This is a genomic window from Ensifer sp. Root423 (genome assembly GCF_001426275.1).
Lineage (GTDB): Bacteria > Pseudomonadota > Alphaproteobacteria > Rhizobiales > Rhizobiaceae > Ensifer > Ensifer adhaerens.
In genome coordinates this window covers 560,652-570,790 of record NZ_LMEG01000001.1, presented here as the reverse complement: position 1 = coordinate 570,790, position 10,139 = coordinate 560,652, and the positions used below count along the sequence as shown (strand labels likewise).

The window sequence follows — 10,139 nt, the reverse complement described above, 5'->3', positions numbered from 1 at the left end:
GGCCATCGCGGCTGGGGGGTGTCACGCGGCTGGGGAAAGAAAGCGCGCAATAACCTTCTGCAGGGTCTCGGCAGCCGCTCGGTTCAGCGCGACCTCGATCTGGCCGTCGTCGCATTCCAGGCAGAGAGTGCCGATCAGCGGCGCCTTGTGCAGGGTGATGATTTCGCTCTGGTAGAGTTTGTTCGGCTCGGACATGACAGTCTCCAGTTCCAAGCGACGAGCTTAACACATCCTCGATCGGCACGTGGCTTTTATCACGCGAGCAGCGAGGAACTCGGGAGAAACACCGGCGTCGCGCCAAAAACACTTTAAATCTGCGCCGGCCGACACACGCGCCTCAATTGAAACTCAATCGACGCGCAATAGTATATCCAAGTAAATTTGGCCGATGTGGCTTTCGCGGTATCAGAATTTCTAACCGCACCTATTCTCCTAAATTTTCGAACGACACGCAAGCTTCGGATCCAGTGCTTGGTCCATGCTTCGCCTCGAAGCACATCGCGCATTGTAACGTCTGTTCGTTCCCCGAACCTTGGTTGATCGGTCGATAACCGGCTCATCGCAGCCGACCGACCGTGCCTGCCCACACCTAAAAGGACTGAGACCACTATGAACGCTTTATCTTTTACGAAACGCATCATCCGCGGCCCCCGCGACCAGTCGCCGGTTCACCGCTTCCAGGTCGGCCAGCTTGTTCGCTCGAAGGGAGCGCTGACCAGAGAGTCGACCATCGGGGACACCTACCGCATAACCGCCACGCTCCCCATCCGCGACAATGCGCTCCAGTACCGCATACGCAGCAGCGACGAATGCCATGAGCGCGTGACCGATGAAGGCAATCTCGAACTGATTCGTCCCGCCGATGAGCGAATGGCCCTGGCCGAACGGGCCTTCAAGTCCAGACACGCCCTTTAGATCCAAACCATCTTCCTAACAGATCAGCTGCAGGAGGCGATCATGAAGTACCACATACCGGCTCAGATCTATCTATTCGACTACCGCGGCCTGCTTGCCTGGATCGCCCTTTCGCTGGCGGTCGCCGTCGTCGTGACCACGATCCTTTTCGGGCGGATCCTGTGACGGCCCGTCTCTGGCCGGCCTGGCTTACCGCCAAAAGGATTACGACCATGCCGCTGACCTTTCCGAACCCATGCCGAAGCTTCGATGAAGCGCGCAAGGCCGTACGTTTCCTTGGCCACGATGGCATGTTCGAAGTGCCCTTCTACGTTGAGGCGGCCGCCCTCTCCCGTGGCGCGCCCACCCGGACGACCGAAGCAGCCTGCTTGCTGGCCTTCGATGCCGCGCGCAACGCAATCCACGAGGCCGCGACGGCAGCCTATGCCAAGGGGCGCCGGACGATCTATGTCCTCACCGCCGATGACTTTCGCTAGGTCCCGGGCCAAAACGCAGCACCCGTTCGACTAACACCCCTTGGCCTAGCAGGGGTCTCCGCCTTATGCGCAACGCGCCCCGCAGCGGCCGAAAGGGCGTGGCAATCTCAACCGCACTGTTGAAATGCGTCCTGCTCTCCTGTGGGCGACGCCATGGCGAGCGCTTGTCGCCGGCGCCTTTGCTATTATTATTCCGCCAATTCCAAACCCGTACCCGTGCATGCCACACCCGGCAGTTTCACGGACCTTCTGAAATCACCAGGCGACAGAACTTTCATGAAACTTGGATTCATCGGCACCGGCGCACTCTCCTCGGCGATCGTCACCGGCCTCAAGACGCTTCCCGGCGAGATCACCACCGTCGTCCTTTCGCCGCGCAACGAAGAGATCGCTGCGGGCCTTGCCGCCCGCTTTCCTGACGTGACTGTCGCTGCCGACAATCAGGCGGTGCTCGACGCCTCAGACACGGTCATGCTCGGCGTCCGCCCGCAGATCGCCCGCGACGTGCTGCCGACCCTGCGCTTTCGCCCGGATCACCACGTCGTCAGCCTGATTGCGACCTTCTCCTGCGCCGAGATCGCCGCCATGGTCGGCCAAGTGAAGCGCGTGACCAAGGCCTTGCCGATGCCGATGATCGCGATCCGCCAGGGCCCGACGATCATCTTCCCGCCGGATCCGGATATGGCGGCGTTTTTCGGCCGGCTCGGCACGGCGATCGAAGTAACAAGCGAGAGCGAATTCGATGCGCTAAGTGTGGCGACCGCCACCTATGCCAGCTACTTCAAGTACCTGGAAACGATCCATAGCTGGCTAAAGGACAATGGCGTCGACGAAGCCAAGGGCCGCGCCTATATCGCCAGCCTGTTTGGTGCGCTCGGCCAGGCGCCGGAAACGACCCCGGACGCGAGCTTCGCCCATCTGGCGCAGGACTACGCGACACGCGGCGGCATCAATGAGCAGGTGCTGCGGGAGTTGACGGAGCACGGCACCTTCGAAAAATTCAGGGAAAGTCTCGGCGGCATCCACCGGCGGATTACCGCAGCGTCGTGAGCCACTGGCGCAACGGAAAAGCCCCTCATCCGGCCTGCCGGCCACCTTTCTCCCCGCAAGCGGGGCGGAGGAAATTCGCGGCACCCACTCCGCCAACAATAAACACCACGATTTCCGCCTCGCTGCGGCTCCGCTCGGCGAAACTAAGATCGGGCCACGTCCCCTCTCCCCGCCTGCGTGGAGAGGGTTAGGGTGAGGGGCAATCCGGTTTGCAAGAACTCCGGCTAGCCTCGTCCACCGATGCTGACCGAAGCGCAGCGGCTTACGTGAGCGCTCGCTCCGACAACGAAAAATAAGCTCTTCCTAATCCCTATATCTGCGCTACCCTGCGTTACATCTCAGTGCGCGACTGCTGCGTCTTGGGACGGGAGGCGCCAGTGAAAATCCTCGACTATCTGCCCTACGCCATCGGCTGCGCCGCCGGGCTGCTGCTGTCGCTGGTCGTCGGCGCGGTCTGCAGCCTCTCGGATGACGTGAAGATGGTCGAATCCGTCGCCCTCGTCGTGCTCGGTGGCGGTGTCGCCGAATGGTACTGGAACCAGTTAAGCCGGCGGTAACGGGCAAGCCTTCATAACTCGGCCCTGTTCATCCGCGGGGCCGCCATGACCGACATCGCCAGCCAAAATCAAGCCGCAGGCGGACGCCCCGGCCGCGTCGTCGTGGTGACCGCGGGCGGCGAGAACCCCTGGATCATGATCAACGCGTTCTCCGCGCATTTCGCCGACGTTGCAGTCGTCGAGGAGCAGCCGGAATCGAAGGGCCTGTTCCTGCGCCGCCGCGCACGCAAGCTCGGCTGGCTGACGGCGCTGGGGCAGCTTGCGACCATGATCGCCTCGCGCTTCGGCAAGCGTTTTACCCGCAAGCGCGCGGACGAGATCTTCGCGACCTACAAAGTCTCGGGAAAACCCGATCCGTCGATCCCGGTCAAATCCATCGCCTCCATCAACGACACGGACGCCATCGCCCAAGTGCGCGCGCTCAAACCCGATGTCGTCTTCCTCATCAGCTGCCGCATGCTGAAGGCCGAAACGCTGGCCGCCTTCCCCTGCCCGGTCCTCAACTTCCACGCCGGCATCAACCCGGCCTATCGCGGCCTGATGGGCGGTTACTGGGCGCAGGTCAACAACGACCTCGAAAACTTCGGAGCGACCGTGCATCTGGTCGATGCGGGCGTCGATACCGGCGGCGTGCTCTACCAGTCGCGCCAGAAGCCTGCCCCTCACGATACGATGCACACCTATCCGCTGCTGCAGACGGCGGCTTCCACGGACATTGCGATTGCCGCCGTCGGCGATGCGCTCGCCGGAAAGCTGCAGGTCATCGATGTCGCAGGCCCGTCACGGCAATGGTATCATCCGCCGATCTGGACCTGGATATGGAACGGCCTGAAGCGCGGCATCTGGTAGGCTGACAAGCCGCCCTTACCTCCTTCCGACATCGGCTAAAAGCCTGAAACTGCGGGTAATCCTTGCCGATGGTTCCTGGCTGCAAGAAGCGCCTCAACTGCGACTTGCGCATCACCGCCAAGACGTCTGATATGGCATCCGCGCCAGCGTCGTTTTTGGACATATCCGACGTCGTGGCGAGATGAGCCCGGACGCCGGTACATGCGCATTGTCGCAGAACGAGGAGAACAACACCCCATGGCAGATCGCATTATCGTCTACTGGCGCGACATTCCGGCCCAGGTCATCATCAAGAAGGGCCGTACGACGGCGAAGCGCGAGCTGTCTCTGCGCTTCACCGAAGCGATCGACATGTGCGCCATGCGCACCGGTGCGGCTGAAACCGACGACTACCTCGCCGAATGGCGCAAGGCCGATCCGGTGCCGGTCTCCGACAATCTGGAAACGGAAGCCGACCAGGCCGCCGCCGAGCTCGAAGCCGCCTATGACCGCGAACGCCTCGTCGCCCTCGTCAAAGCCGGAGGCCGCGACAATGGCTGACGCCAAACCGCCGAGCGAGCCGAAGGTGATGAAGGGCAACGCCGCCCCGGCCGCCAAGGCCGCAACCGGCGCGTTTACGCCGTCTGGCGTTTCGCCGAGCCGCCGCTCGCGCCACAAATATACGGTCCGCCTCTGGGCGGTCCGCAACTCCCGCTTCCTCGAATGGTTCTACCACCGCTTCGCCGATCTGTTCCTGCTGCTTCACCCGCTGTGGAACGCCATCGGTTATGGCCGGGTCGAGCGTCCGGTGACCTTCGTCGAGCGCCACGTGAAAGGCTTCCTCTTCGACTGTCGCATGTGCGGCCAGTGCGCGCTGTCGTCGACGGGCATGTCCTGCCCGATGAACTGTCCGAAGCAGCTACGCAACGGCCCCTGCGGCGGCGTGCGCGCCAACGGCAATTGCGAGGTCGAGCCGGACATGCCCTGCGTCTGGGTGCAGGCCTGGAAGGGCTCGCAGAACATGGAGAAGGGCAACGCCATCATGAACGTGCAGAAGCCGGTCAACCAGTCGCTGCGCGAAACCTCGTCCTGGCTGCGCGTGACGGCGGAAGCCGCAGCGCGCCGTGAAGCGGCATCCAAGGAAGGCCAGGCATGAGCCCCGACATCAATCCCTTCGATCCCGGCGCGCCGCTCGAGCCCCTGCCCGGCCATTCCTCCCGCGGCCGTCTTGAGCGGGTTTTGCGCCGCGGCGAGTTCGCCGTCACCGCCGAACTCAACCCGCCTGACAGCGCAAACCCGCAGGATGTCTACGAGCGCGCCGCGATCTTCGACGGCTGGGTCGACGGCATCAACGCGGTCGATGCCTCCGGCGCCAACTGCCACATGTCCTCGGTCGGCATCTGCGCGCTTTTGACCCGCATGGGCTACGCCCCGATTATGCAGATCGCCTGCCGCGACAAGAACCGCATCGCCATCCAGGGCGACGTGCTCGGCGCCTCTGCCATGGGCGTTCAGAACATCATGTGCCTGACCGGCGACGGCGTGCAGGCCGGCGACCAGCCAGGCGCCAAGCCCGTCTTCGACCTCGACTGCATGTCGCTGCTCGAAACCGTCCGCATCATGCGCGACAACTCGAAGTTCCTCTCGGGCCGCAAGCTGACGACACCACCGCAGGTATTCCTCGGCGCTGCGATCAACCCCTTTGCGCCGCCCTATGATTTCCGCCCCTATCGTCTCGCCAAGAAGATCGAGGCCGGCGCCCAGTTCGTGCAGAGCCAGTACTGCTTCGACGTGCCGATGTTCCGCGAATACATGAAGAAGGTGCGCGACCTCGGTCTGCACGAGAAGTGCTATATCCTTGTCGGCGTCGGGCCGATGGCATCGGCCAAGACCGCCCGCTGGATCCGCTCCAACGTGCCGGGCATCCATATTCCGGACAGCGTGATTACCCGCCTTGAGGGCGCGCAGGACCAGAAGAAGGAAGGCAAGCAGCTCTGCATCGACATCATCAACGAGGTGAAGGAGATCGAAGGCGTCTCCGGCATTCACGTCATGGCCTACCGCCAGGAAGAATATGTCGCAGAAATCGTGCATGAATCGGGCGTCCTGAAGGGCCGCCGCCCCTGGAAGCACGAGACGCTGCCGGAGGATGCGATGGTTGCCGAGCGCCTGGAGCACATTCGCGAGGGCAAGGAAGAGAACCAGCAACAGATGGCCGAAGCCGCGGCCCATCACCCGCACTGACCGCAGACAAAACTGGCGCCGGCCACAAGGCGCCTATCATCGACTTCACGGGCGTGATTACATAGACGCCAAATGACAAAGGACCCTGCATGACCCGGACCATCGTCGCTTCCGCCACCCGCGAGATCATCATCGGCTTCGACCAGCCGTTCTGCGTCATCGGCGAACGCATCAACCCGACCGGCCGCAAGAAGCTGGCCGCCGAAATGATCGAGGGCAACTTCGACACCGTCATCAAGGATGCGCTGGAACAGGTCGCCGCCGGGGCGACGATGCTCGACGTCAACGCCGGCGTGACCGCCGTCAATCCGAACGAGACCGAGCCGCCGCTCTTGGTCAAGACACTCGAAATCGTCCAGGGCCTCGTCGACGTGCCGCTGTCGATCGACAGTTCGGTGACGGCCGCGATCGAGGCGGCACTGCGCGTCGCCAAGGGCCGCCCGCTGGTCAACTCCGTGACCGGCGAAGAGGAAAAGCTCGAAGCGATCCTGCCGCTCTGCAAGAAGTATGACGTTCCGGTCGTTGCCATCTCCAACGACGAAACCGGCATTTCCGAAGATCCGGATGTGCGTTTTGCCGTCGCCAAGAAGATCGTCGAGCGCGCCGCCGACTTCGGCATCAAGCCGCACGACATCGTCGTCGACCCGCTGGTCATGCCGATCGGCGCCATGGGCACCGCCGGCCAGCAGGTCTTCGCACTTCTGCGGCGTCTGCGCGAAGAGTTGAAGGTCAACACCACCTGCGGCCTGTCCAACATCTCCTTCGGCCTGCCGCACCGCCACGGCATCAATGCCGGCTTCATTCCGATGGTCATCGGCGCCGGCATGACGTCGGCAATCATGAACCCCTGCCGCCCGCAGGAAATGGAAGCCGTGCGTGCGGCAAACGTGCTGAACGGCACCGACCCGAACTGCACCCACTGGATCAAGACCTACCGCGACCACAAGCCGGCCGAAGGTGGCCATGTGGTTGCGGCAGCACCAGTGGCAGCCGCCGGTGGCGGACGTCGCGGTGGCCGCGCGGCCCGCACGGGTGGTGCGGCTGCCAGCGAGTAGTTCCTGGATCGGCGCTGATGCGCTCGAGGGAGAAGGACGATGAGAAGCCAGTTGCGCCTCCTTGCCGTCGTTCTCCCTCTGGTCGTTATCGCCAGGTACACACTGTTTGACGATGCGGCCGAGTTTCAGCGGTTCTACGCCGCGCTCCGCACCTATGGTGCGCCCGTGATCATCGTGACGGCTGCCGTACTTGGAACAATAATGATCGCCACCGTCACCAGGAAGGTCTATCTCGGTCCGCAGGAGCAGGTGATCAAGGCTTGCCTCTGGGGCAGCTCGGCCGTGCTGGCCGCGACTCTTGCCTATACATTCGCAGTCGTAAAACTTGCCGGGGCGCCGTAGCAACGCACGTCGGTTCATCCATCCGCCAACGCAAAGTGGAGATCACCATGACACGCAGCCTACGCCTGGATGCCGCCACCCTCTGGTTCGAGGCCCCCTTCGTCATCGCCGTCCGACTGCAGGAGATGCAGATGGCGGCGCTCACCGGCAAGACCCAGGACGTGACCGAGCTTCATCGCATGGTCTCCGAGAAGATCGCCGCCACGGCCGAAAGCGTCATGGCCGTGAACATGGCCATCTGGAAGGCCGCCTTCGACAACACCTTGCGCCTGATGACCGGCGGCACGGCGTCTGGCCACGGAACGGCGATTGCGTCCGCAGCCCTCAGGCCCTATGGCAAGCGCGTGCGCAGCAACGCCCGGCGGCTGTCGCGCAAGTAAGCCTGACGCGCCGCCGTGCCCCACACCTAACTGTTTGAAACAGAAGCTTCCATGTCGGGATTGGACAACTATCGGGCGCCGTTCCGGTGCAGTCTGAAACCGTTTACCCGTGCTTCGCTTGACCCATTGAAGCGGACCTGACGAAAGACCACAGAGCATGCGCATTGAAGGTACCTCCGAGATCGAGACCAACATGACCGAAGCCGCGCAAAAGGACCCTCTCGTGCTGTTCATGCCTTCGGGCAAGCGCGGCCGCTTCCCGGTCGGCACGCCGGTTCTCGATGCGGCGCGCAAGCTCGGCGTCTATGTCGAAAGCGTGTGCGGCGGGCGCGCCACCTGCGGACGCTGTCAGATCGTGGTGCAAGAAGGCAACTTCGCCAAGCACAAGATCGTCTCGTCCAACGACCACATTTCTGAAAAGGGCGCCAAGGAAGATCGCTACGAGAAGATCCGCGGCCTGCCCGACGGCCGCCGCCTCTCCTGTTCCGCCCAGATCCTCGGCGATCTCGTCATCGACGTGCCGCAGGATACCGTCATCAACGCCCAGGTCGTGCGCAAGGCCGCAACCGACCGGGTGATCGAGCGCAATGCCGCCGTTCAGCTCTGCTATGTCGAGGTGGACGAGCCCGACATGCACAAGCCGCTCGGCGATCTCGACCGGCTGAAGGTGATGCTGGAGAAGGACTGGGGCTGGAAGGATCTGCTGATTGCGCCGCACCTGATCCCGCAGGTGCAAGGCATCCTGCGCAAGGGCAACTGGGCCGTCACCGCCGCCATCCACCGCGACATGGATAGTTCGCGCCCCTTCATCGTCGGCCTGTGGCCGGGCCTCAAGAACGAGGCCTACGGCGTTGCCTGCGACATCGGCTCGACGACGATCGCCATGCATCTCGTGTCGCTGCTCTCGGGTCGTATCGCCGCCTCGTCCGGCGCCTCCAACCCGCAGATCCGCTTCGGCGAAGACCTGATGAGCCGCGTCTCCTATGTGATGATGAATCCTGATGGCCGCGAGGCGATGACCAAGGCCGTGCGCGAGGCGGTCAATGGTCTCATCGGCAAGGTCTGCGCCGAGGGTGAAGTCGACCGCCACGACATTCTCGACATGGTCTTCGTCGCGAACCCGATCATGCACCACCTCTTCCTCGGCATCGACCCGACGGAACTCGGCCAGGCGCCGTTCGCGCTCGCCGTGTCAGGCGCGCTGCAATATTGGGCGCATGAGATCGATATCGACGTCAATCGCGGCGCGCGCCTCTACATGCTGCCCTGCATCGCCGGCCATGTGGGCGCCGATGCGGCGGGCGCAACCCTCGCCGAAGGGCCCTATCGCCAGGACAAGATGATGCTGCTCGTCGATGTCGGCACCAATGCCGAAATCGTGCTCGGCAACAAGGACCGCGTCGTCGCCGCTTCCTCGCCCACGGGCCCGGCCTTCGAAGGTGCGGAAATTTCGTCGGGCCAGCGCGCCGCCCCCGGCGCGATCGAGCGCGTGCGCATCGATCCCGTAACGCTGGAGCCGCGCTTCCGCGTCATCGGCGTCGAAAAGTGGTCTGACGAGGAAGGCTTTGCCGAGGCGGCCGCATCAGTCGGCGTCACCGGCATCTGCGGCTCGGCGATCATCGAGATCGTCGCCGAGATGTATCTTTCCGGCATCATCTCCGAGGACGGTGTCGTCGATGGTGCCATGGCGGCAAAAAGCCCGCGCATCATCCCGAACGGCCGCACCTTCTCCTACCTCCTGCACGAGGGTGAGCAGCGCATCACCGTGACGCAGAACGACATCCGCGCCATCCAGCTCGCCAAGGCAGCGCTCTATGCCGGCATCAAGCTGCTCATGGAAAAGCAGGGCGTCGACCACGTCGACACCATCCGCTTTGCCGGCGCCTTCGGCTCCTTCATCGATCCCAAGTATGCGATGGTGCTGGGCCTCATCCCGGACTGCGATCTCGACGACGTAAAGGCCGTCGGCAACGCCGCCGGTACCGGCGCGCTGATGGCGCTCTTGAACCGCGGCCACCGCCGCGAGATCGAGCAAACTGTCAGCAAAATCGAGAAGATAGAGACGGCGCTTGAATCAAAATTTCAGGAGCATTTCGTCAACGCCATGGCGATGCCGAACAAGGTCGACAGCTTCCCGAAGCTTTCGACCGTGGTCACCTTGCCGGAGCGCAAGGTGAGTAGCGATGACGGTGAAGGCGGCGGACGGCGGAGGAGGAGGAGCCGGGAGTAGTCCGGTAACCATTCCGAGCTCTCACAAGTCTCTGCCGTGTCGAAATACGACAACCGCCGTAT

General features: G+C 63.2%; 14 protein-coding genes. 13 read left to right on the top strand and 1 reads right to left on the bottom strand.

Going from position 1 to position 10,139, the window contains the following annotated elements:
- Positions 1-21 precede the first annotated feature (21 nt).
- Entirely contained in the window at positions 22-195 is a 174-nt protein-coding gene (locus tag ASD01_RS35285) for a hypothetical protein (protein ID WP_156552966.1), read from the bottom strand.
- 414 nt (positions 196-609) lie between these two features.
- On the opposite strand from ASD01_RS35285, the gene ASD01_RS34360 reads away from it, so the two are divergent.
- The 13 genes from ASD01_RS34360 (at position 610) to ASD01_RS02825 (ending at position 10,077) form a co-directional block, all read left to right on the top strand.
- A complete protein-coding gene (locus ASD01_RS34360) occupies positions 610-915 on the top strand; it encodes a hypothetical protein (protein WP_034788191.1) in 306 nt (101 codons plus the stop codon).
- Positions 916-957: 42 nt separating this feature from the next.
- Positions 958-1,080 carry a hypothetical protein gene (locus tag ASD01_RS37175; RefSeq protein WP_034788190.1) on the top strand — a complete coding sequence of 41 codons (123 nt, stop codon included), beginning with the start codon at positions 958-960 and terminating at the stop codon, positions 1,078-1,080.
- A gap of 47 nt (positions 1,081-1,127) precedes the next feature.
- Positions 1,128-1,391: a DUF1488 family protein gene (locus tag ASD01_RS02875; RefSeq protein WP_034788542.1), complete on the top strand. Its 264-nt coding sequence runs from the start codon at positions 1,128-1,130 to the stop codon at positions 1,389-1,391.
- Between the two features lie 276 nt (positions 1,392-1,667).
- Positions 1,668-2,441: a pyrroline-5-carboxylate reductase gene (locus ASD01_RS02870; RefSeq protein ID WP_034788187.1), complete on the top strand. Its 774-nt coding sequence runs from the start codon at positions 1,668-1,670 to the stop codon at positions 2,439-2,441.
- A gap of 377 nt (positions 2,442-2,818) precedes the next feature.
- Complete coding sequence (locus ASD01_RS02865) at positions 2,819-2,998, top strand: hypothetical protein (RefSeq protein ID WP_034788185.1); 180 nt, start codon at positions 2,819-2,821, stop codon at positions 2,996-2,998.
- Positions 2,999-3,043: 45 nt separating this feature from the next.
- Positions 3,044-3,847: a formyl transferase gene (locus tag ASD01_RS02860; protein ID WP_034788182.1), complete on the top strand. Its 804-nt coding sequence runs from the start codon at positions 3,044-3,046 to the stop codon at positions 3,845-3,847.
- Positions 3,848-4,084: 237 nt separating this feature from the next.
- A complete protein-coding gene (locus ASD01_RS02855; protein ID WP_034788179.1) occupies positions 4,085-4,387 on the top strand; it encodes a virulence factor in 303 nt (100 codons plus the stop codon).
- The gene (locus ASD01_RS02850; protein WP_034788176.1) at positions 4,380-4,982 is read left to right on the top strand and encodes a methylenetetrahydrofolate reductase C-terminal domain-containing protein; all 603 of its coding nucleotides are present in this window, start codon (positions 4,380-4,382) and stop codon (positions 4,980-4,982) included. The genes ASD01_RS02855 and ASD01_RS02850 overlap by 8 nt, the downstream gene beginning before the upstream one ends.
- On the top strand, positions 4,979-6,070 hold the full coding sequence (locus ASD01_RS02845; protein WP_034788174.1) for a methylenetetrahydrofolate reductase: 1,092 nt from the start codon (positions 4,979-4,981) through the stop codon (positions 6,068-6,070). The genes ASD01_RS02850 and ASD01_RS02845 overlap by 4 nt, the downstream gene beginning before the upstream one ends.
- 89 nt (positions 6,071-6,159) lie before the next feature.
- Positions 6,160-7,125 carry a methyltetrahydrofolate cobalamin methyltransferase gene (locus ASD01_RS02840; RefSeq protein ID WP_034788171.1) on the top strand — a complete coding sequence of 322 codons (966 nt, stop codon included), beginning with the start codon at positions 6,160-6,162 and terminating at the stop codon, positions 7,123-7,125.
- 39 nt (positions 7,126-7,164) lie between these two features.
- Complete coding sequence (locus tag ASD01_RS02835; RefSeq protein WP_034788169.1) at positions 7,165-7,467, top strand: hypothetical protein; 303 nt, start codon at positions 7,165-7,167, stop codon at positions 7,465-7,467.
- Positions 7,468-7,514: 47 nt separating this feature from the next.
- A complete protein-coding gene (locus ASD01_RS02830; RefSeq protein WP_034788166.1) occupies positions 7,515-7,847 on the top strand; it encodes a hypothetical protein in 333 nt (110 codons plus the stop codon).
- Between the two features lie 157 nt (positions 7,848-8,004).
- On the top strand, positions 8,005-10,077 hold the full coding sequence (locus ASD01_RS02825; protein ID WP_051659127.1) for an ASKHA domain-containing protein: 2,073 nt from the start codon (positions 8,005-8,007) through the stop codon (positions 10,075-10,077).
- Positions 10,078-10,139 lie beyond the last annotated feature (62 nt).

Bases quoted from the DNA above. Each gene is read 5' to 3' on its own strand.
- ASD01_RS02860 (WP_034788182.1), top strand. From the start codon at position 3,044: ATGACCGACATCGCCAGCCAAAATCAAGCCGCAGGCGGACGCCCCGGC.
- ASD01_RS35285 (WP_156552966.1), bottom strand. From the start codon at position 195: ATGTCCGAGCCGAACAAACTCTACCAGAGCGAAATCATCACCCTGCAC.
- ASD01_RS37175 (WP_034788190.1), top strand. From the start codon at position 958: ATGAAGTACCACATACCGGCTCAGATCTATCTATTCGACTACCGCGGC.
- ASD01_RS02870 (WP_034788187.1), top strand. From the start codon at position 1,668: ATGAAACTTGGATTCATCGGCACCGGCGCACTCTCCTCGGCGATCGTC.
- ASD01_RS02840 (WP_034788171.1), top strand. From the start codon at position 6,160: ATGACCCGGACCATCGTCGCTTCCGCCACCCGCGAGATCATCATCGGC.
- ASD01_RS02825 (WP_051659127.1), top strand. From the start codon at position 8,005: ATGCGCATTGAAGGTACCTCCGAGATCGAGACCAACATGACCGAAGCC.
- ASD01_RS02855 (WP_034788179.1), top strand. From the start codon at position 4,085: ATGGCAGATCGCATTATCGTCTACTGGCGCGACATTCCGGCCCAGGTC.
- ASD01_RS02850 (WP_034788176.1), top strand. From the start codon at position 4,380: ATGGCTGACGCCAAACCGCCGAGCGAGCCGAAGGTGATGAAGGGCAAC.
- ASD01_RS02830 (WP_034788166.1), top strand. From the start codon at position 7,515: ATGACACGCAGCCTACGCCTGGATGCCGCCACCCTCTGGTTCGAGGCC.
- ASD01_RS02845 (WP_034788174.1), top strand. From the start codon at position 4,979: ATGAGCCCCGACATCAATCCCTTCGATCCCGGCGCGCCGCTCGAGCCC.
- ASD01_RS34360 (WP_034788191.1), top strand. From the start codon at position 610: ATGAACGCTTTATCTTTTACGAAACGCATCATCCGCGGCCCCCGCGAC.
- ASD01_RS02875 (WP_034788542.1), top strand. From the start codon at position 1,128: ATGCCGCTGACCTTTCCGAACCCATGCCGAAGCTTCGATGAAGCGCGC.
- ASD01_RS02835 (WP_034788169.1), top strand. From the start codon at position 7,165: ATGAGAAGCCAGTTGCGCCTCCTTGCCGTCGTTCTCCCTCTGGTCGTT.